19 protein-coding genes are annotated in these 20251 nt (G+C 68.4%); 8 read left to right on the top strand and 11 right to left on the bottom strand.

Annotated elements, in window-relative coordinates; genetic code table 11:
• Nucleotides 1–9: 9 nt before the first annotated feature.
• Genes AC5P9W_RS12620 through AC5P9W_RS12605 form a run of 4 tightly spaced genes read right to left on the bottom strand, consistent with a single transcriptional unit; the run spans nt 10 to nt 1917 of the window.
• On the bottom strand, nt 10–435 hold the full coding sequence (locus tag AC5P9W_RS12620; protein ID WP_111102432.1) for a DoxX family protein: 426 nt from the start codon (nt 433–435) through the stop codon (nt 10–12).
• A 2-nt stretch (nt 436–437) separates the two neighbouring features.
• Entirely contained in the window at nt 438–1094 is a 657-nt protein-coding gene (locus tag AC5P9W_RS12615) for a hydrolase (protein WP_197575860.1), read from the bottom strand.
• Entirely contained in the window at nt 1091–1534 is a 444-nt protein-coding gene (locus AC5P9W_RS12610; RefSeq protein WP_021204299.1) for a helix-turn-helix transcriptional regulator, read from the bottom strand. Before AC5P9W_RS12610 ends, AC5P9W_RS12615 begins: the two co-directional genes overlap by 4 nt.
• Before the next feature lie 50 nt (nt 1535–1584).
• Nucleotides 1585–1917 carry a hypothetical protein gene (locus AC5P9W_RS12605; protein ID WP_019659977.1) on the bottom strand — a complete coding sequence of 111 codons (333 nt, stop codon included), beginning with the start codon at nt 1915–1917 and terminating at the stop codon, nt 1585–1587.
• Between the two features lie 97 nt (nt 1918–2014).
• Between AC5P9W_RS12605 and AC5P9W_RS12600 the strand changes: the two genes are divergently transcribed.
• Both AC5P9W_RS12600 and AC5P9W_RS12595 read left to right on the top strand, forming a co-directional pair.
• Nucleotides 2015–5044: a sensor histidine kinase gene (locus AC5P9W_RS12600; RefSeq protein ID WP_495219288.1), complete on the top strand. Its 3030-nt coding sequence runs from the start codon at nt 2015–2017 to the stop codon at nt 5042–5044.
• Entirely contained in the window at nt 5037–5690 is a 654-nt protein-coding gene (locus AC5P9W_RS12595; protein ID WP_019659979.1) for a response regulator, read from the top strand. Before AC5P9W_RS12600 ends, AC5P9W_RS12595 begins: the two co-directional genes overlap by 8 nt.
• Before the next feature lie 690 nt (nt 5691–6380).
• On the opposite strand, the gene AC5P9W_RS12590 is transcribed toward AC5P9W_RS12595, so the two are convergent.
• Complete coding sequence (locus AC5P9W_RS12590) at nt 6381–7574, bottom strand: MFS transporter (RefSeq protein ID WP_031270809.1); 1194 nt, start codon at nt 7572–7574, stop codon at nt 6381–6383.
• 92 nt (nt 7575–7666) lie between these two features.
• Between AC5P9W_RS12590 and AC5P9W_RS12585 the strand changes: the two genes are divergently transcribed.
• Entirely contained in the window at nt 7667–8596 is a 930-nt protein-coding gene (locus AC5P9W_RS12585; RefSeq protein WP_206621739.1) for a LysR family transcriptional regulator, read from the top strand.
• Nucleotides 8597–8710: 114 nt separating this feature from the next.
• Here AC5P9W_RS12585 and AC5P9W_RS12580 read toward each other — a convergent pair whose 3' ends face one another.
• Both AC5P9W_RS12580 and AC5P9W_RS12575 read right to left on the bottom strand, forming a co-directional pair.
• Nucleotides 8711–10168 carry an amidohydrolase family protein gene (locus tag AC5P9W_RS12580; protein ID WP_206621738.1) on the bottom strand — a complete coding sequence of 486 codons (1458 nt, stop codon included), beginning with the start codon at nt 10166–10168 and terminating at the stop codon, nt 8711–8713.
• 51 nt (nt 10169–10219) lie between these two features.
• Complete coding sequence (locus AC5P9W_RS12575) at nt 10220–10921, bottom strand: ankyrin repeat domain-containing protein (protein ID WP_134731522.1); 702 nt, start codon at nt 10919–10921, stop codon at nt 10220–10222.
• A gap of 122 nt (nt 10922–11043) precedes the next feature.
• Here AC5P9W_RS12575 and AC5P9W_RS12570 point away from each other — a divergent pair, with 122 nt between their 5' ends.
• Both AC5P9W_RS12570 and AC5P9W_RS12565 read left to right on the top strand, forming a co-directional pair.
• A complete protein-coding gene (locus tag AC5P9W_RS12570) occupies nt 11044–11925 on the top strand; it encodes a LysR substrate-binding domain-containing protein (protein WP_111102359.1) in 882 nt (293 codons plus the stop codon).
• 132 nt (nt 11926–12057) lie between these two features.
• The gene (locus AC5P9W_RS12565; RefSeq protein ID WP_111102360.1) at nt 12058–12495 is read left to right on the top strand and encodes a DUF3806 domain-containing protein; all 438 of its coding nucleotides are present in this window, start codon (nt 12058–12060) and stop codon (nt 12493–12495) included.
• 78 nt (nt 12496–12573) lie between these two features.
• Here AC5P9W_RS12565 and AC5P9W_RS12560 read toward each other — a convergent pair whose 3' ends face one another.
• Nucleotides 12574–13734 carry an amidohydrolase family protein gene (locus AC5P9W_RS12560; RefSeq protein ID WP_495219287.1) on the bottom strand — a complete coding sequence of 387 codons (1161 nt, stop codon included), beginning with the start codon at nt 13732–13734 and terminating at the stop codon, nt 12574–12576.
• Between the two features lie 182 nt (nt 13735–13916).
• Between AC5P9W_RS12560 and AC5P9W_RS12555 the strand changes: the two genes are divergently transcribed.
• Complete coding sequence (locus AC5P9W_RS12555) at nt 13917–14558, top strand: hypothetical protein (protein WP_478434105.1); 642 nt, start codon at nt 13917–13919, stop codon at nt 14556–14558.
• Between the two features lie 80 nt (nt 14559–14638).
• Here AC5P9W_RS12555 and AC5P9W_RS12550 read toward each other — a convergent pair whose 3' ends face one another.
• On the bottom strand, nt 14639–17365 hold the full coding sequence (locus tag AC5P9W_RS12550) for a TonB-dependent receptor plug domain-containing protein (RefSeq protein WP_111102362.1): 2727 nt from the start codon (nt 17363–17365) through the stop codon (nt 14639–14641).
• Between the two features lie 216 nt (nt 17366–17581).
• Between AC5P9W_RS12550 and AC5P9W_RS12545 the strand changes: the two genes are divergently transcribed.
• Complete coding sequence (locus AC5P9W_RS12545) at nt 17582–18181, top strand: GNAT family N-acetyltransferase (protein WP_111099213.1); 600 nt, start codon at nt 17582–17584, stop codon at nt 18179–18181.
• On the opposite strand, the gene AC5P9W_RS12540 is transcribed toward AC5P9W_RS12545, so the two are convergent.
• Together AC5P9W_RS12540 and AC5P9W_RS12535 are read right to left on the bottom strand one after the other, a co-directional pair.
• Nucleotides 18178–18954: a CDP-diacylglycerol diphosphatase gene (locus AC5P9W_RS12540; RefSeq protein ID WP_058981810.1), complete on the bottom strand. Its 777-nt coding sequence runs from the start codon at nt 18952–18954 to the stop codon at nt 18178–18180. The two genes, AC5P9W_RS12545 and AC5P9W_RS12540, sit on opposite strands and share 4 nt — an antisense overlap.
• A gap of 68 nt (nt 18955–19022) precedes the next feature.
• On the bottom strand, nt 19023–19691 hold the full coding sequence (locus tag AC5P9W_RS12535; RefSeq protein WP_180877654.1) for a decarboxylase: 669 nt from the start codon (nt 19689–19691) through the stop codon (nt 19023–19025).
• Between the two features lie 171 nt (nt 19692–19862).
• On the opposite strand from AC5P9W_RS12535, the gene AC5P9W_RS12530 reads away from it, so the two are divergent.
• Nucleotides 19863–20159 carry an I78 family peptidase inhibitor gene (locus AC5P9W_RS12530; protein ID WP_010485066.1) on the top strand — a complete coding sequence of 99 codons (297 nt, stop codon included), beginning with the start codon at nt 19863–19865 and terminating at the stop codon, nt 20157–20159.
• Nucleotides 20160–20251 lie beyond the last annotated feature (92 nt).

Genomic DNA, 20251 nt, shown 5'->3' with positions numbered 1-20251 from the left:
GATCGTGACTCATGCGAGGTCTCCCGGAAGGCGATGGACGTCCAGTGCCCAGGTGCCGGGCCCGGCCAGCGCGATGGCCAGCAGTACCGTGGTCCACATCAACGGGTACTCACTGCCACCGCGCATCCAGAACCAGCCCCTGGGCAGGGCCAACAGCACGGTGAAGCCGATGAAAGCAGCCGCTGCAAGCGCGGCAATGCGGGTCTGCCATCCCAGCAGCACGGCCAGCCCGGACAGCACCTGCAACAGGGCCAACAGCAGCGGCAACGGCGCCACTGCCGGCAGCCCGAAACCGCGCAGCTCGGTGGCGAAGCCGGCCAGCCCCGGTCCGCCGAACCAGCCAAACAGCTTGCCCAGCGCGTGCGGCAGCAGGAAGCCTCCTGCCGCCACGCGCAGCATCAGCAGGGCCAGGTCAAGGCCATGACCGGCCAGCATGCTCAGTGCCCGCCTTCCTGCGCGCCGAACATGCGCTTGGCATACTGGATGCCGATGCCGTAGCCGCCGGCGTGGTCGCGGGCGATGCCGGTGGTCAGGTCGTAGGTTTCACCCCGCGCCCAGTCGCGCTGCAGCTCGAGCAGGTACTGCACGCTGGTCATCGGAACCGCACCGGCCTGCACCATGCGGGTGATCGCACGCTCGTGCGCTTCTTCGCTGACATCGCCACAGGCATCGGTGATCACGTAGACCTCGAAGCCCTGCGCCAGCGCAGACAGCGCCGGACCGACGATGCAGACGCTGGTCCATAGGCCGGCAAGCACCAGCCGACGCTTGCCGATGCGGTTGATCTCGTCGATCACCGGCCGGTCTTCCCAGGTATTCATCGACGTGCGGTCGAACACCGGCTGGCCGGGGAAGATCTGCAGCAGTTCCGGGAACATCGGCCCGGAGAACGACGCTTCGGCGACCGTGGTCAGCACCACCGGCACCTTGAACCCCTTGGCGCCCTTGCTGATCAGCGACACGTTGTTGCGCAGCGTGGAGATATCGATGGTGTGGGTGGCGAACGCCATCTGTGACTGGAAGTCGATCAGCACCAGGGCATGGTCGGTGGGCGACAGCAGGGCCGGGGCGGGCGTGGCAGTGGCATGGGTCATGGATGGACTCCGTTGGAAACACGATCAAGGGGAAGCGACAGGGCGGCATCGCCGGCCAGGTACTGGCCGGGGCTGCAGCCGGTCTCCGCGCGGAAGCTGCGGACGAAGTGGCTCTGGTCGAAGAAGCCCAGCTGCTGGGCCAGGCACGCCATCGGCAACCGCGCGCCAGGCAGCAGCTGGCGTGCGCGTTCGATGCGGCGACGGCGCACATAGCGCAGCGGGCTGGCGCCGGTGCCGCTACGGAACAGGCGCACAAGGTGGAAGCGGCTGACGCAGGCGACGGCCGCCAGTTCGGTGACCCGCAGCGGCTGCGACAGATGCTCATCGACATAGCGCAGGGCGCGCTGCAGTGCGGCGGCCTGCTGCGGTGCCAGTGGCGCGGCGGGCGGATCGGGCGGAGTGACGGTGACCATGCGGGGCGCCGCGAGGGGGTGCCCCATGGTGCGTGGCCGTTGCGCGATGCCCTACCCCCGTCGGTCGAGGCCGGCACCTACCCGAATGGGGGAGGCCGACGGCCGAGCAGGCGGCGCCCGAACAGGCACGCATCCAGTGAATAGGCCCCCGGCCCCACAAGCAGCAGCGCCGGCGGCAACGCCACCAGTGGCCAGGGCGCCTGCTGCGCGAACAGGCCCACGGCCGCCGTGAGCGCTGCCAGTGGCGTCAACATACCCAGTGCAAGCATGGCCGCTGCAAGCAGGCACAACGCCGACCACCCACTGCCCTGAGCATCCGGCGCGCACAGCGCGGCGGTCACGCACAGCCGGAACCACAGCAGGCCGATGCCCGGCCCCCGATCAGGGAACATCACGAACAGGCGCTGCATGGCCAGGTTCCAGGAGGAGATGCCGGCGTGATAGCCGACCGCAGCGGCCACCGCCTACCCCGTTCGGGTCACCCCGGGCTGCCCCACACCTGCCAGAATGCGCGCCATGCGTGGCCGCCCCTTCCCGTTCCTGCGTCGCCTGCCGGCGCTGCTGACGTGCCTGCTGCTGTTGACCGCCCTGCCCGCCCTCGCCGTGCAGCGCCCGCCGGTGAGCGGCGGGCTGCCCGATTACGAACATACCGCCTGGCGTGTCGGCCAGGGCGCCCCAGGCGATATATGGGACATTGCCCAGGACCGTGAGGGCCTCTTGTGGCTGGCTACCGGCTCGGGCCTGTACCGCTTCGATGGCCGTCGCTTCGAACGGCAGGCAGCGCCCGTCGGTAGCCAGTTCCCGTCCACCAACATGGTCACGCTGGCGCATGCCGCCGACGGCGCCCTGTGGATAGGCTACTTCCAGGCCGGCATCAGCCGCTTCGCGCAGGGACGGCTGCACAGCTACGGCCGTGAGCAGGGGGTGCCGGTCGGCGTGGTGCCGCGCTTCAGCCAGGATCGCGATGGCCAACTCTGGGCGGCGATCAATGGCGGGCTGCGCCGCTTTGACGGACACCGCTGGCAGCCACTGCCGGCCGCTGCCGGCCTGCCCGAGCACCGTGTGCAGTGGGTGCTGCACGACAGCCGGGGCAGGTTCTGGGTGCTGGCCGGCCTGAAGATCTGGATGCGCGCGGCGGGCCAGACCGCGTTCGAGGACACCGGCATCGCGGTCTCGCAGATGGCGACGCTGGCCGAAAGCCCGCAGGGTGAAGTGTGGCTGGCCGACCGGGTGCGCGGCACCTCGCCACTGGCGAACGCGCAGGGTCTGCTGGCAGACAGCGAACGTGAGGCACGGCGGCTGCCGGAACTGGTCGCTGCGCGCCTGCAGTTCACTGCCGATGGCGCGCTGTGGGCCACGATGAGCCCGCACGGCGGCGTCGCCCGCATCACCTTCGACGGCACCCGGGCCGTGCGAATGGAACGCTTCGATTCGCCGCAAGGACTGACTGCCACATCGGCAGTGCCGATCATCGTCGATCGCGAAGGCAATCTCTGGGTCGGCACCAATCTCGGCCTCAACCGCTTCCGCGCACGCAGCGTGCACGCCCTGGTGGTCGGCCCGAGCGATCCCTACCGCTCGCTGGTACGGGCCAGCGATGGGCGCGTGTATGGCTATGGCGAAGACCTCAAGCCCTACGACCTGCGGCGCCCCCTGCTGGATGGCAGCGCCACGCAGCTGCAGGCCGCCGCTCGGCAGGCACCCACGCCGATCTGGCAGTTCGACTGGGTCAACCTCGCGCGCACGGTCGCCGGCCACACCACATTGATCCCGCTGCCGGCGCCGTTCACCGGGCAGCCGCTGCATGCCCTGTTGTTCCCCGATGACGGACAGGCCTGGGTCTGCGCCGGAGAACGCGGGGTGCTGCACTACCAGCATGACCAGTGGCAACGTGAAATCCGCCTGCCAGAGCAGGCCTGCTCATCGCTGGCGCTGGATGCCGATGGCCAGCTGCTGCTCGGCTATGCCGATGGCCGCCTGCGCCGCCTGGGTGCGAATGGCACCGAGAGCTTCGACTCCGGGGACGGCCTGTCGGTAGGGCCGATCACCGCGATGCTGCACCACCGGGACCTTCTGCTGATCGCCGGCGAGGCCGGGCTGGCAGCACGCCTGGGCAATGGCCGTTTCGTTCCGGTGCGCACTGACATGGCCGGCGTACTGGAAGGCATCACCGGCATGGTCACCGATGCACATGGATACCTGTGGCTCAACGGCAGCCGTGGCCTGGTTCGCCTGGAAACCGGCCTGCTGCGCCGCGCCGTGCGCAGCGGCCTGCCGGTCATGCCACGCCTGTTCGACGCAGCTGACGGCATGCCGGGCATTGCCCTGCAGAGCGGACCGATCGCCACCGCAACGCTGGCCGACGACGGCCTGCTGTGGTTGGCCACCAACCAGGGCCTGGCTTGGCTGGACACCACCCGCTCGCACGTCAATACGATGGCTCCCAGCGTGCGCATCGGCGAGGTGCTGTATGGCAGCGAGCACGCGCCGCTACGCGATGGTCTGCGCCTCCCGGCCGGCACCAGCCAGCTGCAGATTGACTACGTGGCGCTGTCGTTGGCACGTCCGGAGCGCAACCGATACCGCTACCGCCTGTCGGGCGTGGATGACGGCTGGCAGGACGCTGGCAGCAGCACACGTGCGTATTACACCAACCTCGCGCCCGGCAGCTACCGGTTCGAGGTTGAAGCCGCCAACGAGGATGGCATCTGGAGCACCGCACCGGCCAGCCGCAGCTTCCGCATCGCTCCCACCTTCATGCAGACCCTGTGGTTCAAGCTGCTATGCACCGCCGCCGTGCTTGCACTGCTGGTGCTGGCCGTACGCATCCGCAGCGGCCAGCTGGCAGCCTTGTTCCGCGCGCGCCTGCAGGAGCGCAACGGCGAACGCGAACGCATCGCGCGCGACCTGCACGACACCCTGCTGCAGGGTAGCCAGGGCCTGATCCTGCGCCTGCACGCGATCAGCCAGTCAGCGCAGACGCAGGAACCGGTGCGCAGCCAGCTTGAGTCAGCGATGCAGCTGGCCGAGCGCAACCTGGCCGAGGGTCGCGAGCGGGTAAATGCGCTGCGCGAGGCGCCGTTCGCGGGCCGCGACCTCGCTTCGGCGCTGGCCGACGTGCACGCCGAATACGCCGGGCATGGCATCAATCCCCTGCGCCTGACCGTGGAAGGCGCGACGCCACCGCTGCAGGCCGACGCGGCCGAAGAGGTGTTCCTGATCGGGCGCGAGGCCATCCGCAATGCGCTGCGTCATGCCAACGCCAGCGCCATCGAAGTGGAACTTTCCTACGGAAAGCGCTGCTTCCTGCTGCACGTGCGCGACGATGGCGTGGGCATCACCCACGAAAATGCCGGCCATGGCCATTGGGGCCTGCAGGGCATGCGTGAGCGCGCCCAGCGCCTCGGCGCGGAACTGCAGCTGTGGACCCGCCCCGGGCTGGGTACCGAAGTCGCGCTGGCAGTTCCGGCCCGGCGGCTGTATCAGCGCCGCCGATCGCGTTGGCATTGGCCCTGGAGTAGAGAAAACCATGACTGAGTCCCCTGCCCCGATCGGCGTGCTGGTGGTCGACGACCACCCGCTGCTGCGTGATGGCCTGGCGGCACTGCTGGGCGCTCATGCCGACCTGCGCCTGCTCGGCGAAGCCGCCGATGGCGAAGAAGCCATCGCACGCTACCAGCAGTTGCAGCCTGACGTCGTGCTGATGGACCTGCAGATGCCCCGCCTGGATGGTGTGGAAGCCATCGTGCGGATCCGCGCGCTGGACCCACGCGCCCGCATCATCGTGCTGACCACCTATCGCGGTGACGTACGTGCGGTGAGGGCACTGCAGGCCGGCGCCAGCGCGTATCTGCTCAAGGACATGCTGCGCCACGAACTGGTCGACACCATCCGCATGGTGGCCGGTGGCCGCCGTGCGCCGATTCCTCCAGCGGTGGCCGCCAGCATCGCCGCGCATGTGATCGAAGACCGCCTGTCACCGCGCGAGACCGAGGTACTGCGGCACGTGGCCGGAGGGCTGTCGAACAAGCGCATCGGCGAGCGCATGCAGATTTCGGAGCAGACGGTGAAGGCGCACATGAAAAGCCTGATGGACAAGCTCGGCGTGGGTGATCGCACCCATGCGGTCACCCAGGCGCTGCGGCGCGGCATCATCAGCCTGGACGACAGCGGGCACGATTAGGGGGGGGGTTCGGCAGGGCCTGCAGCCCTGCACCCGCGGTAGTGCCGGCCGCTGGCCGGCAACCTCAACAGCAAAATCAAAAGCGGGCTCTCCGTGGGATGGCGCGGCGGTGTCGGACTGCGGGGACGCTGCAAGTACGTCCCTGTAAGCTTGGCAGCCGCATCCATGCGGCTGACACCCCGCACTCCGACACCGCCCCACCTCTGACAGATTCCGATGGCGGTTGGTAGGTGTCGACCTTGGTCGACACTTCTGTCAGATATCGAAATCAATCAGGGGTCAGATCCGTTTTCCGAAGGAAAACGGATCTGACCCCAAGAGCCATTCCAACAGACCGCAGGAACCTGTCGAAGGCGGGGTGGGTCCGGTTGCGGGGGCGTGAGCGCCATGGGCCCGAGGCATGCCTCGGGCGGGTTGGGCAGGACGCCCAACCCCGGTCTTGCCGTGTGCGCAGGACAGCGCACACGAGCAAGGCGCGACCGAGCCCCCATGGGTGAGGGCGCTTCGCTTGCGAAGCATTGCTTCGCAAGCGCCCGAACGCCCAGCCGCCAGCGGCTGGGCCGGACTGGGGATTCACGGCGTCCCCCGCAACCGGACCCACCCCGCCTCCCTACAGTAACCCCGCTGTTGCTGTTGCTGTTGCTGTTGCCTCCAGCAGGTGCAGGGCTGCAAGCCCTGCCAAACACCCCCCTACTTCAAACGCAGCAGCAGGCTGCTGCCCGCACACACCACCGCCAACCAGGCCACGCCGTGCCATCCCCATTGCGCCAGCGCCAAGCTGCCCAGCGCACCGCCGGCGGCCATGCCGATGAACATGCCGGTGAACAACAGCGCATTGAGCCGGCTGCGTGCCGGCGGTACCAGGCCGTAGACCAGGGTCTGGTGCGCCACCAGCGCCGACTGGAAGCCGAAGTCGAACAGCAGCGCACTCACCACCAGCAACGGCAGCAGCGCGGCGGCCGGCAACCAGGCTTCGGCCAGCAGCAGGCCGAAGCCCAGCAGCGCCACCGCAATCGCCAGCCGTGCCACCGCATGGCACCCCAGTCGATCAGCAAAACGGCCGGCAAACGGCGCGGCCAGTGCACCGGCCGCACCCGCAATACCAAACGCACCCGCCGCCGCACTACCCAGCCCCAGGCGGGCATGCAGCATCAGCGCCAGGGTCGACCAGAACGCGCTGAATCCCACGGCCAGCAGCGACTGGCTGGCCACCGCGCGGCGCAGCTGCGGCTGCTCGCGCCACAACGCCAACAACGAACCCAACAACGCCGGATAGCGCAGCGTGCTGGTCGGCGCGAAGCGCGGCAGCGCACGCGCCATCACCGCGCCCATCGCCGCCACCGATACCGCCGCCAGCACGAACTGCGTGCGCCAACCCCACGCTTCAGCCACCACGCCACTGACCACCCGCGACAACAGGATGCCGAGCAGCAGGCCGGTCATCACCCGGCCGACGATCTGGCCGCGCTGCGCGTCCGGCGCCAGCACCGCCGCTGCGGGCACGATGTCCTGCGCCAGGGTGGCCGTCAGCCCGACAAGCAGGCTGGCCACCAGCAGGCCCGGCAGCTGCCCGGCCATTGCTGCTGCGCCCAGGGCGAGCGCCAGCAGCGCGGACTTCAACAGGATCAGGTGGCGGCGGTCAAAGCGATCGCCCAGCGGTGCCAGCAGCAGGATGCCCAGTGCGTAGCCGAGCTGGGTCAGGGTTGGCACCAGGCCGGCGGCGCGCTCACCTGCGTCAAGGTCCTGGGCTATCAGGCCCAGCATGGGCTGGCTGTAATACAGCGACGCGACCGAGAAGCCGGCACCGGCAGCCATTGCCAGCACCAACGGGGTGGAAGGCACGGTCGCCGGTGCGGCCGCAACAGACAGCGAGGGGGTAGACATGGGGGAGCCCGGATAGGAAGTGGGCGTATCCTGCCTGTATTCGCCAGACGTCTGTAGTAGGCTCTGGTACATATATTTCATACGCCACATGCATGAATGACCTCGCCACCGGCGCTGATCGCCTGGATCTGCTGCGCACCTTCCTGCGCATCGTCGATGCCGGCAGCCTGTCTGCTGCGGCCCTGCAGCTGGGCACCACCCAGCCGACGGTCAGCCGACGCCTGCAGGCACTGGAGCGACAGCTCGGCCTGCGCCTGCTGCAGCGCTCCACCCACGGCCTGCAACTGACCGAGGACGGCCTGCGCTGCCAGCGTCATGCACAACGCGTGGTCGACGAATGGGAGTCGCTGCAGGCCGAACTGAACGGCGAACCGGAAACGCTGCGCGGACGCCTGCGGGTGATGGTGCCGCATGCCTTTGGCCAGGCGCAGCTGCTTCCGACCATGCTCGCGTTCCTCGCCCAGCACCCACAGCTGAGCCTGGAGTGGATCCTGGAAGATCGTCGCCCGGATTTCATCGCCGAAGGCATCGACTGCGCGGTGCGTGTGGGACCGGTCGACGAACCGCGCATGGTGGCACTGCCGCTGGCCGAAGTGCCGCGCATCGTCGTGGCAGCGCCCTCGCTGGTGGACGCCACGGCGGTCAGTACGCCGGAACAGGCGCAGGCACTGCCATGGATCTCGCTGGTCACCTACTACCGCGAACGCCTGCTGCTGCATGACGCGCAGGGGCGCGCGCATACCCTTTCGATCAGCCCGCGCCTGCTCAGCGACAACCTGTTCGTGGTGCAGCAGGCTGCACGCGCCGGGTTGGGCGCAGCGGTGGTCTCGGCCTGGCTGGTGGCCGACGACCTCGCCCAAGGGCGTCTGGTGCAGCTGCTGCCGGACTGGCAGGCGCCGGCACTGCCGGTGCATGTCGTGTTTCCTGCCGCGCGCCAGCAGCCGCCGCGGCTGCGCGCCTTCATCGATGCGATGAAGGCCGCACTGCCGCAGCTGCATGGCATGCGGCCGGCACCGCGTTAGGTCATCGGCCGCATCATCCACGCATGGCGTGGATCCACTGCTGATCGCGGGTATGGATGCCCGTACGGCAACCGGTAGATCCACGCCATGCGTGGATTCCGCCCCGCCCCACCCTCAATTGGCCTTCGCCGCCTCGGCATTCCACGCCGCGACCTTGGCCTTGGTGTCGGCCAGCATCCTGTCCAGCGCGGCGCGGTCATACACGTTGCCGCGCAGGATCACGCTGTCGATCTTCTCGGTGGCGGCGATGTCCTGCAGCGGGTTGGCGGTCAGCAGCACCAGATCGGCAGCCTTGCCCTGCGCGACGCCACCGTAGCGGTCCATCTGGCCGAACCAGGCCGGGCCGGAACGGGTGGCGGCCGACAGCGCCTGCGGCGCGCTCAGGCCTTCCTTCACGAACAGCTGCAGCTCCTGGTGCAGGGCGATGCCCGGGAAGTTGAACGAGTTGAGGAAGCCCGCATCGGTGCCGGCGATGATCGTCACGCCGGCTTCCTGCAGCATCGGCAGCACCGCGGCCACCTGGTGGTACTGCGCGTGGCGCGCTTCGATCTGCGCCGGCGTCGCCTTCGCCGCGCGGTCCACGCGCCACTGGTAGGTCGCGCGCAGGCCCGGGCCGATGTAGGCCAGGTACGGGTCGTTGGCGTGGTCATCCTGGTCGAGGAAGTCGAGGATGCGGCCGCCGTTGAGGGTCGGGGTCACGAATACGCCACGCTTGGCGAAATCACGGTAGGCCCGCATTGCGGTGTCACGGTCGAAGCTGGCGTCGAGGCGGCGGTTGGCTTCGGCACGGTCGATGCGGCCAGCTCCGAAGTCGGCGGCAATCTGCGCCTCGTCCTTGCTGCCGGCCTTGAACGCGTAGTCCAGGTGCTCGATCGAGGCCAGGCCGGCATCGACCGCCTGCTCCACGGTCAGTGCCATCGGAATATGCCCCGAGGCCTTGAAGCCGGCCTTTCGCGCAGCGCTGGCCGAGTACAGGAACAGTTCCGGCTTCAGCGTGCTGTCGGTGATCTTCACGAAATCGACCTTGTCATGCTGCAGGCGGGCGATCGCCTTGTCGGCGTCGGCCTCGCTGCCCACTTCGATCGTGCCCTTCCAGACCGGCTTGATGCCTTCGATCTTCGCGCCGGAACTCAGCAGGCGCGGGCCGAACAGCGTGCCCTTGGCGATTTCGCCACGCCACTGCAGCACCTGCTCGGGCAGATCGCCGGAACAATCACGCACGGTGGTGATGCCGTGCGCGATGTACAGCGGCAGCAGTGCCTTGTTCTCTTCGATCAGCGCCGGGCCACCGCCGAAATGCACGTGCATGTCCCACAGGCCCGGGATCAGGTACTTGCCCTTGGCATCGATCTGGCGGGCCGCGCTCCACTGGCTGCGCAGCTGCGCATCTGGACCGACGGCGACGATGTCCTCGCCGCGGATCACCACGCTCTGCCCGGCCAGGGTGCTGGCGTGCTCGACATCGACCACGGTGGCATTGCGGATCAGCAGGTCGGCGCGCTCGGCGGCAGACGCCGACAGAGGTGCTACCGCAAGGAGGATGGCAAGGGACAACGGACGGGAACGGAACATGGACAGCATCCTGATGGGCACGCCCAGCGTGCGGGTGGAAGGGGTTTGCATTCAGCGGAGCGCGCCGTGCTGGCGCAGCAGGGTCTCAATTCCGGCATAGCCGCGCTGGCGCGCGTGCGTCAGCGGCGTCACGCCATCGCCGTCGGCAAGCTCCGGGTCGGCACCGGCCTCCAGCAGCAGCTGCACGATCTGCACGTGGCGCGCACCGCCATCGCCGAGCAGGATCGCTTCCAGCAGCGCGGTCCAGTGCAGGCGGTTGACATGGTCCACCGCCACGCCCGCGCGCAGCAGCGTACGTACGGTGGCGACGTGGCCACGCTCGGCGGCCGGAATCAGCGCGGTGCCGCCATAGCGGTTGGTGCTGCGCAGATCGGCGCCATGCGCCAGGGTCATCGCCAGGATCTCATCCAGGCCCCGCGCGCCGGCGTACAGGTAGGCGCTGTCCTGCATCGCGTCCTTGGCATTGACGTCGGCACCGGCTTCGATCAGCTCGCGCGCGGCCTCCACGTTGTTGCCATGCGTGGCCAGCAGCAGCGCGGTGCGGCCCTGGCCATCGCGCGCCTCCAGCGTGGCGCCCTCCTCGATCGCCTGTCGCACCGCATCGGCGTCGCCGCGGCTGGCAGCATCCCGCAGGCGCGCGTCTGCGTCGGCCCGGGACATGGCGGTGCAGGCGGGGGTGACCATGGCCAGCAGGCACAACAGCAGCGCGCGCGCGAAGGGCGCAGGCCAGCCAGCGGAATGATGGACGCGCATGACAGTATCTCCTCGTGTCCGTCGCCACGGAACGCCGTGCGACGGTAGCAACAGCCGCGCATTGCCGGCCCCTGCCCCGCATGGTAGAAGTCGGACTGGGTATCCAGAAGTGAAATGTTCAAATGCAAGACAGTGCCAAATCGAATAGAACCCTGTTCGAACTGGACCTGCTGCGGGCGCTGGTGATGGTGGCCGACTGCGGCAGTTTCACCACGGCGGCCACGCGCCTGCATTCGACCCAGTCCACGGTCAGCCAGAAGGTGCGGCGGCTGGAGGAACTGGCCGGGCATCGCCTGCTCGAGCGCGGCCACCGCGATGTACACCCCACCGACGCCGGCCACACCCTGCTCGGCTACGCGCGGCGCATGCTCGACCTGAACGAGGAAATGGCCCAGGCACTGGCCGGTGCGACGGTGGAGACCGCCGTCCGCATCGGCGTGCCCGAGGATTTCGTCAACCCGCAGACCACGCGCATGCTGGCCGCTTTCAGCCGCCGCCATCCGCAGGTGAAGCTGGAGATCAGCAGCGGCCTCAGCCGTGACCTGGCGCAGGGCTTCGACCACGGCGAGCTGGACCTGGTGCTGGTCAAGCAGCGCCGCAACAGCCGCCAGGCGGTGCATTGCCGGCGCGAGCCGATGCACTGGATCGACAGCCTGCGCAGCAGCTGCCTGCAGCAGGACCCACTGCCGCTGGTCACGTTTCCGCCGCGCGGCCTGTACCGCGACGAGATGATCCACGCCGTGGAAGCGCTGGGCCTGCGCTGGCGCATCGCCTTCACCAGCTCATCGCTCAGTGGCATCCAGGGCGCGGTGGCCGATGGCATCGGCATCAGCCTGCTGCCACGCCGTGCAGTCACCCGCGAGCACCGCATCATCGATGGCGAGCGCGACCTGCCGGTGATCGACAACTACGAGATCGGCCTGCTGCATCGCGCCGACGCCGATGATGCGGTGCGGGCACTGGCCAGCGAGCTGTGGCGGCAGGTACAGCGCGAACCGGACTGACCACAGTAGATCCACGCCATGCGTGGATGCCTTTCGCGCATCACGCATCGAAACATGGCCACTCCGGCCGTACGACGGGCAACAATCGCCTCGTAGAGTGCCTGTTGTTTCCGTGCTCCACGGCGCCTTGCCATGTCCGACGAAATTCCCACCCGTTTCGATCCCCTGCCTGCTGCACTGCAGACGCATCTGCAGCACCAGCGCTCGCTGATCGCCGCGCGCGTGGCCGCCAGCTTCCCGACGTTGCCGGTGCAATGGCCGCTGGCCCCCAGCACATTGCAGCGCGTGGTCGATGCCGGGCTGATCGACCGCGCCGACTGCGGTGGCTGGGAAGCACTGGGCGTGGCATTCGGTGACACTCTGGCCCAGCGTGTGCCGGGCCTGACCTGGATGCAGGTGACCGATGCCTGGGGCATCGACGCGGTGCTGCGCTATGCCGACAGCAGCCTGCAGATCGGCGCCAGCACCCTGCTGCTCAAGCGCGTGGAGCAGGGCGAGATCATCGACATCGCCCACCTGCTTGCGTGGCTGGAAGAGTTCGTCGCTACCCGCGCCGACGATTACGCCTGACGGCATATCGGGGTAGATCCACGCCATGCGTGGATGAATGAGACCGCGCGATGGTGCCGTCCACGCCATGACGCGGATCTACAGCCAGCGGCCGTCGACCACCACCCTGCGCTCCACCGGCACCCCGGCCACGGCGGCCGGGCCGTGGTCGGCACGCACGGCCACGAAGGTCGCCGGCCGGCCTTCGGCAATGCCATGCTGCGGCAGGCCGATCACCTGCGCGGCATGGGTGGTGACCATGTCCAGCGCCAGCATCAGGTCGGCGTCGGTGTAGAACCCGGAACGGTAGCCCAGCAACATCGCGCGCTGCAGCAGGTCGCCATTGCCATACGGCCACCAGCAGTCGCGGATGTTGTCATTGCCTGCGAACACGCGCACACCGGCATCATGCAGCGCGCGCAGCGGCGGGAACGGATGATCGCCCGGCGCGTTGCTCATGATCGCCACACCCGCCGTGGCCAGTGCTTCGCCCACCTGCAGCGCGCGCGCCAGCGGCACGTCGCCCAGCGAATAGGCATGGCTGACCGCAACCCGCCCCTGCAGGCCGGCAGCCCGCGTCCGCGCCGCGATGCGCAGCAGCTGGGCCAGGCCGGTTTCGCCGGGCTCGTGCAGATGGATGTCCAGCTGCACGCCGTAACGCTCGGCCAGGCCGAACAGCAGCGCCAGCTGGCCTTCGGCATCACCATCGAGCGTGGTCGGGTCGATGCCGCCGAGCACCTCCACGCCCGCGGCAAGCGCCTGCTCCAGTACGGCGGCGGTGCCGGGACAGGACATCACCCCGGCCTGCGGAAACGCCACCAGCTGGATCCGCATGATGTCGGCGCAGCGCAGTGCCGCCTCGCGCACCGCTTCGAGATGGCCGAGACCGGTGCTGCCGTCGATATCGACATGGCAGCGCATCGCCACCGTACCGAAAGCACTGCATTGGCGGATCAGCGCCTCGGCACGGTCCACCATCGGTGCCGCACCCGCCACCGCCGCCTTCTCCACCGCCAGCCGCTCGCGCAGGCTGTTCACCGGCTGGTGCGGGTGCCAACGGTCGCCGACGAAGCTCTTGTCGAGGTGAATGTGGCCGTCGACCAGCCCGGGCAGCACCGCGAAGCCCTGCAGGTCGACGCATTCCGCCCCGTCGGCTGGCGCCGCCTCGCCATTAAGCCCGCTGATGCGGCCATCACGGATATGGAAATGCAGTGGCGCACCGTCGCGGTCGACACCGCCATGGACGAACTGGAGGGTCATCGGGAACTCCCGGAATGCCAAGAATGGCGCCATCGTGCGCCTCGCCGCAGCCATCGGCCAACGAAATATCTGGATGGCACGCATTCACCAGAACGATGACTGCCCTGCGACAACCGGTCGCAGCCACGCCGTGCACGCCCCTGAACGGGTAACATGGGCGCCTGTTTCCGCTGTGATGCCGCATGGGCCCGTCCGACCGCCACGATCGTCTCCGCCGCTGGCAGGCCGCGTCCCTGCTTGCCGCCGCCCCGATCGCCAGCCTGTCCGCCACTGATGCGGCGGCCGCTGCGCCGCTGCAGTCGCCGCCGGGCCAGCAGCGCATTGCCCCGGCTGCACTGGTCGAGCGCCTGCACCAGCGCGTGCTGTCCGGGCAGAGCGCCACTGCCACGCTGGAACACTGGTGTGCCGAACATGGCCTGGCCGAACAGGCGCGGGTCCGCGCGGTGCGTGTGCACGGCCAGGACAAGCCTGCCCCCGCCGATGTGCTGCAGGCGCTGGGTGTGAAGCCGGGTGCCGACCTGCGCTATCGCCGCGTGCAGCTGGTCTGCGGCAGCCGCGTGCTGTCCGAGGCCGACAACTGGTACCTGCCCGGCCATCTCAGCCCGGCCATGAACCAGGTGCTGGACAGCACCGACGAACCCTTCGGTCGCGTGGTCGGCCCGCTCGGTTTCCAGCGCCAGACCTTGGCCGACCAGACGATCTGGCCGCCGCGGGGCGAAGGCGACCGCGGCGTGATCCTGGAGGTGCGTGCCCTGTTGCGCGACCGCCAGCAGCAGCCTTTCAGCTACGTCATCGAGTCGTACCTGCAGCAGGCACTGCCCTAGGCCGCCGGCGCGCGCCATCACAGCGGATAGGGACACAGCAGAAGGCCCGGCATTGCCGGGCCTTCTGTCTGCCCGCCCGATCAGCGGAACCGGTAGTCCAGCTGCACCCAGTACTGGCGGCCATACGGGTCGTAGTTGCCGACCGGGTAGAACGGCCAGCCGCCACCGTTCCTGTCCGCCGGCGGGCGGCTGTCGCGCAGGTTGTTGACGATCACGCCCACCGACAGGTTCTCGCCGAACTGGCGGAACACGCTGGCGTTGTACGTCATGTACGGCGCGATGCGGCCACTGCCATCGGTCTTCGGCAGCGAGCCGAAGCGGTTGCCGTACAGCGTAGTGGTCCAGTCACCCTGGTTCCAGGTGATGCTGCCGTTGGCCTTGCTGCGCCACTGGTAGTCATCCAGCGAATTGCGGATGTCACGCTCCGGATCATCGGAGAACTGCCGGTACTTGTGCTCCAGCACCACGGTGTAGGCCAGGCGCGTGGTGAACCGGCCATAGTGGCCGGCATCGAAACGCCAGTTGCCCTTCAGGTCCAGGCCGCGCACCGATTCGGAGGCCGCGTTGATCGGGTTGATCAGCACGCGGGTTACCTGGTCCGGCTGCACCGTGGCATTGGACGGGTTGCGGATCACCCGCGACAGCGCGTCCTGGCACAGCGGTGAACCGATATCGCGTGCTTCGCCACCCAACGTGCGGCCCAGGCGGCAATCGGCTTCATCACGAAGAATACGGCTGGTGTCGAGGCTGGTGACCTCATTGTCGATACGGATGTCGTAGTAGTCAGCACTGAAATCCAGCCCGGACAGCGGCGACCAGACCACGCCGAAACCATAGGATTTGGCGGTTTCCGGCTGCAGCTGTGCGTTGGCGCGGTTGCTGTAGTCGATCGACAGGCCGTTGTAATCGCAGTTGTCATACGACTGGCCTGCGGTGCGGCAGCGCCAGTAATCGGTCATGCCCGGGTTGTAACCACGCGTCTCGGTCGCGAACACGTAGTTCATGTCCGGCGCCCGGAAGCTGGTGGCAGCGGTACCACGGATCAGCAGGCTCTCGATCGGGCGGAACTCGACGCCGAAGCTCCAGGTCGCCTTGCCGATGTGCTCACCACCGGCACGGTACTGGTCATAGCGCCCGGCCAGGGTGGTGGTGAGCGACTGCAGCAACGGCAGCTGCAGCTCCACGCCGGCAGCATAGCGGTCGCGCTCGCCACCGGCACCAATACCGGCGCTGGTGTTCCAGAATTCACCGGTGCCCAGTCGCGGGTCCGGTCGATTGCGATAGCCCTGGCTGCCAGCCTCGACCACCGCGGCCAGCGCAGCGTCGCCACCGGGCAGTGCGAACAGCCGGCCGTTGACGCTGGCGCTGAAGGTCTGCAGCCACGCCGCGTTGCGGCTCTCCTGGTAGCCGGACAGGCTCTGGTACTCGTTCGGGCTCAGCGGCTGGAACAGGCGCGCCGGATCCGGCGCATAGACCTCTACGCCATTGCGCACGCCCAGCTTCGGGCCAAGCAGGTATTCGTTGATACCGGCCAGCAGCACCGGGCGGCGGGTGCGGTTCTCGTAACGCGAGCGGCTGTACACCGCCTCATAGTCCCAGCCACTGTCGCCGATCTGGCCGCGCGCGCCGACGTTGAATGACCACGAGTTTTCCAGGAAGCGGTTGGCGTTGCGCGGCAGGCCACCGATTTCCTCGGGCGCAAAGCGGCGGTACCAGCTTTCCAGGTTGCCGGTGGTCTGGTTGTAGAAGTAGTTGCGCGCCGAGGTCCAGGTGGGCGCACGGGTGTTGTTGGTGATGCGTGCACTGCCCACGGCCAGATCGGCGAACAGGTCGGTGGTCTCGTTGACGTGGAAGGTCAGCAGGCCGTAGCCGTTGAGGTTGCGCTTCTCGGTCTGCACCGTCCAGTAGCTGGCGGCGGCCTCGTTGCTGCCGCAGTACCAGCCCTGGCGCGGGTTGAAGGCACGGAACACGCTGCCGCCATAGATGTCCGACGCCGCGTCGCAGCCATTGGCGCCCGGATCGATGTTGCGACCGGTAGCGGCGTTGCGGCGATACGCGATCGCGGTCGCCTGCGGCGCCTTGCCGGCGGGGTCATCATCCAGCGAGTCCATGAAATCGCGCTGGCGCGCATGGATCGCCTTGCGCACGTCGAACTCGAAGCCGAACAGGGCATCCCAGCGCTCGCCGGAACTGCCACCGACCACCTGCGCGCGCTGGTTGTCACCCCCGCCCTGCTGGGTGCCGCCGGCCCGCACGTTCACGTCCACGCCCTCAAAGCGGTCCTTGAGGATGATGTTGACCACACCGGCGATGGCATCGGAGCCGTACACCGCCGACGCACCGGCCGCCAGCACCTCGATGCGCTCGATCAGCGCACTGGGGATGTTGGCCAGGTTGACCACGTTCACCGAGCCCTCGTAGGCCAGCGGATAGTCGGCCTGGCGGCGGCCGTTGACCAGCACCAGCGTGCGGTTCGGGCCCAGCCCGCGCAGGTTGATGGTGTTGGCGGCCGGGGTGAAGGTATTGCCGAAGTCCTCGCCCTGCACGTTGCCGGTGTTCTCGGTCAGCGCGCTCAGCGCATCGAAGGCATTGCGGTAGCCCTGCGCGTCGATCTGCTCGCGGCTGATCACCGTCACCGGCGAGGGCCCCTCGACACTGGCGCGCGGAATGCGCGAGCCGGTGACCTTCACTTCCTGCAATGTGGTGGGCGCGCTTTCCTGCGCGAAGGCCGGCAGCGAAACCAGCATCAGGGACGACAGTGCGAGCACCAGCGGACGCGGGCGCAGCGCCTTGGGGGAGGCGGACATGGGCTTCCTGGGGGGAGTTGGGCGGGTGGTAGCGGGAGCGGCCTGTGGGGCACATAACGATCCCGTAACGAAAGTGTCCTGAATGGGTGGTTTCAACGGAAATGACCAGGCCTGATGGCCTTATGCCTGAACCGAATCAGTCCCCCGGCGCCGCTCACCGCATTTTTGCAATGTTTTGAATGGTGCCGGGGGGCGGGCGCGGCCATCGTGCCGGGGATGATGATCCCGTATCCCACCCCGCTTCTCCCCCCGTTGCGGCCGGTGCTGCGCCGTCACCTGCTGCAGCTGCAGGCCGCACCGGTCACCCTGCGCCCGTTCCAGCGTACCGACCTGCCGCGCTGGCGCCTGTTCGATGATCGCCGCCGGCGCGGCCGACGCCATCCGGCGGGTATCGACGAGGAAGCCCGCTTCCTGGCCCACATGCACCGCTCGCGGCTGGAGCAGGACAACGATCAGCTGATGCTGGGGGTATTCCATGACGAGCACGGCACAGTACTGGACCAGTTGCATGTCCGCCTGCAGTGCTTGCAGACGCGCTGCGCCGAGCTGTTGTCGCTGCAGCATTGGCACCCGCACGCGGATGCAGCGCTGCGGGCGCTGTGCCCGTTCCTTTTCGAGGATGTGGGTGTGCACCGCCTGTTCGTGATGCTGCCACCGGACTGCAGCAGCCCGTTCGCCACTGCACTGCACGCCTTCGGCTTCGAACAGGAAGGGCTGCTGCGCGACCATCACCTGGATCTGGACGGTTGGCAGGATCGCCAGCTGCTGGCGCTGACCGCGCCGGTCTGGCGCAGCCGCCAGCACCCCCAGGGTTAGCGGACCCGCTCCAGCGATGCACCTGCGCCGGTCAGCACTGCGCAGGCGTGGTCCTGCAGCTCTTCAGCGCTGGCCTCGTTACCGGTGCCGGGGTCCACACGGGTGGCCAGCAGGATGAAGCCGGGGCCACCCTGCACGGGTTCCCGGCCGGCCACCACCAGGCTCCACTGGCCCACGTCGCCCACGCCGGCGAGGTCATAGGCCAGCAGATTGAGCGGATTGGCGGTCAGTTCCGCGCCCGGCAACAGGCGGGCCTGGTACTGATGACCACGCAGCGGCACCGGCAGCGGTGCCCAGCGGCTGCCCAGGGCAGCGGCATGCGCGTCCAACGCCTGCAGCACGTCGGCACGCAGGCAATCCACGTGGATGTGCAGCTGGTGCTGCGAACGGCCGTGCGGCGAGTTCAACGCCAGGCTCGCGACGTTGCGCGGCAGCGGTTGCCGCAAGGCCTGCTCGGTGTGGCTGCGCGCCTGCCAGGCCGCAGCGAAGTAGTTCGGTGCACCGCGCTGGTACAGGCTGCGGCTCTCGATACCGCTGACCTTGTCCAGCGGCATCAGCAGGAACTGGTAGTCGCCGTGCGCGTCCTTGACCAGCACATCGCGGCGGTCTGCGGCCGGCTCCACCCGCAGGCAGTCACCCCGCGGCCCTCCAGCGCCACGGCAGTCACGCTCGATCAACCGCCACAGCGCATCGGCATGAGCCGGTGGCGGCGGCGCGCTTGCACAGGCAGACAAGAGCAGAAGGGACGGCAGCAGGAAGGGGCGCAGGGACACGGAAACAACTCACGGAACAGGCACGGCACACAGCGCCGCGCTGCATTCTAGCCAGTGCGCTGCTGCAATCAGTAGGTGCCGAACGGCACTTCAACCACGATCGGTGCCTCGCCCTCACCCGCCTGCAGGCTGTAGCGATCCAGCGCGCCGTCGTCATCGGCGTGCGGCTGACGCTGGAAATGCAGCGGATAGCGAATGTCCCCCAGGCGGACGGCGCTGCCGTCGGCCTCCAGCGCGGCACCTTCGGGAATAAGCAGCCCGCCCAGGTCGCTGTAGGCGCCAGGCACGTCGGCGAAGCTGTAGTCGGCCAGTTCGTCCACCCGTTGCATCGCATAGACGTGCGGCACATAGGGACGTACCGGGCTGCGGCCATTGCTCAGGTCGGTCACCCAGGCCTGCGGCAGGTGGTACTGCTCACGCAGCGCGGCCACCCCCAGCGAGGGGCTGGCCACCTGCAGGCAGCACACCGTCCGCTTGCCTTCACGGTCGAGGATAGCGAAACGGTCGCCACGGGTCGCCGCCTGCGGCAGCATGGCAAAGGCCAGATTACGCTGCGCAGGCTCGTAGCCCGCTTCGGTCTGCAGGTTGCGCCAGGCGCCGAACACCGGGGTTTCGACCGCCGCAGGTTCCGGATCGGCAGCGGAGGCGGCAGACGCCACGCCCAGCAACGACAGCGCCAGCGCCAGCGCCAGCGCCGTCATCGTCTTGTTCTTGCCGCGGAAACTGCCTGACGTCATACCGTACCCAACACCTGCGCCGGAAGGGCCCGGCCTGCCTGCTGGCGTACTGCCAGCCATTGCTCCCACTATGCAATGACCACGCTGTGCCGGCAATGACCGGATCGCTGACGCCTTTCGCACGCCCGGTGCTATCGTTCCCGTCATCTTCCCCTGCGCAGGAGCGCTCGCATGTCCGCATTCCGTCTGTCCCTGTTGCTGCCGGCCTCTGCCCTGCTGCTGTCGGCCTGCGTCAGCACCCCTGGCCCGGAAGTCAAAGGCAGCGGCCGCTGCGACGCCAGCCAGCTGGGCTGGGCGATCGGCCAGCCGGCCAATGAGCCCAACATCCGCCGCCTGTCCCGCGAGAGTGGTGCCGGCCTGGTCAACCCGATCGGCCCCAGCACCATCACCACCAAGGACATCCGCCAGGACCGCCTGCGCGTGTTCGTGGACAAGGACAACGTCATCACCGCCACCCGCTGCGAGTAAGCGCCGCCACAGGCTTCTGTAGAGCCGAGCCCACGCTCGGATGCTCTCTGGTCCGGCCACGCGAGAACCCGAGTCGAGCATGGCTCGACTCT

This window comes from Stenotrophomonas sp. YJH_SMC_33 (genome assembly GCF_059372295.1).
This window is presented reverse-complemented; position numbering and strand designations above follow the sequence as displayed.

What these genes read in the sequence shown, in the direction of transcription:
- AC5P9W_RS12555 (WP_478434105.1), top strand. Translation starts at nt 13,917, where the DNA reads ATGGGCCCGTCCGACCGCCACGATCGTCTCCGCCGCTGGCAGGCCGCG.
- AC5P9W_RS12565 (WP_111102360.1), top strand. Translation starts at nt 12,058, where the DNA reads ATGTCCGACGAAATTCCCACCCGTTTCGATCCCCTGCCTGCTGCACTG.
- AC5P9W_RS12545 (WP_111099213.1), top strand. Translation starts at nt 17,582, where the DNA reads ATGATGATCCCGTATCCCACCCCGCTTCTCCCCCCGTTGCGGCCGGTG.
- AC5P9W_RS12560 (WP_495219287.1), bottom strand. Translation starts at nt 13,734, where the DNA reads ATGACCCTCCAGTTCGTCCATGGCGGTGTCGACCGCGACGGTGCGCCA.
- AC5P9W_RS12610 (WP_021204299.1), bottom strand. Translation starts at nt 1,534, where the DNA reads ATGGGGCACCCCCTCGCGGCGCCCCGCATGGTCACCGTCACTCCGCCC.
- AC5P9W_RS12550 (WP_111102362.1), bottom strand. Translation starts at nt 17,365, where the DNA reads ATGTCCGCCTCCCCCAAGGCGCTGCGCCCGCGTCCGCTGGTGCTCGCA.
- AC5P9W_RS12605 (WP_019659977.1), bottom strand. Translation starts at nt 1,917, where the DNA reads ATGCAGCGCCTGTTCGTGATGTTCCCTGATCGGGGGCCGGGCATCGGC.
- AC5P9W_RS12530 (WP_010485066.1), top strand. Translation starts at nt 19,863, where the DNA reads ATGTCCGCATTCCGTCTGTCCCTGTTGCTGCCGGCCTCTGCCCTGCTG.
- AC5P9W_RS12580 (WP_206621738.1), bottom strand. Translation starts at nt 10,168, where the DNA reads ATGTTCCGTTCCCGTCCGTTGTCCCTTGCCATCCTCCTTGCGGTAGCA.
- AC5P9W_RS12595 (WP_019659979.1), top strand. Translation starts at nt 5,037, where the DNA reads ATGACTGAGTCCCCTGCCCCGATCGGCGTGCTGGTGGTCGACGACCAC.
- AC5P9W_RS12600 (WP_495219288.1), top strand. Translation starts at nt 2,015, where the DNA reads ATGCGCGCCATGCGTGGCCGCCCCTTCCCGTTCCTGCGTCGCCTGCCG.
- AC5P9W_RS12620 (WP_111102432.1), bottom strand. Translation starts at nt 435, where the DNA reads ATGCTGGCCGGTCATGGCCTTGACCTGGCCCTGCTGATGCTGCGCGTG.
- AC5P9W_RS12585 (WP_206621739.1), top strand. Translation starts at nt 7,667, where the DNA reads ATGAATGACCTCGCCACCGGCGCTGATCGCCTGGATCTGCTGCGCACC.
- AC5P9W_RS12615 (WP_197575860.1), bottom strand. Translation starts at nt 1,094, where the DNA reads ATGACCCATGCCACTGCCACGCCCGCCCCGGCCCTGCTGTCGCCCACC.
- AC5P9W_RS12575 (WP_134731522.1), bottom strand. Translation starts at nt 10,921, where the DNA reads ATGCGCGTCCATCATTCCGCTGGCTGGCCTGCGCCCTTCGCGCGCGCG.
- AC5P9W_RS12535 (WP_180877654.1), bottom strand. Translation starts at nt 19,691, where the DNA reads ATGACGTCAGGCAGTTTCCGCGGCAAGAACAAGACGATGACGGCGCTG.
- AC5P9W_RS12590 (WP_031270809.1), bottom strand. Translation starts at nt 7,574, where the DNA reads ATGTCTACCCCCTCGCTGTCTGTTGCGGCCGCACCGGCGACCGTGCCT.
- AC5P9W_RS12570 (WP_111102359.1), top strand. Translation starts at nt 11,044, where the DNA reads ATGCAAGACAGTGCCAAATCGAATAGAACCCTGTTCGAACTGGACCTG.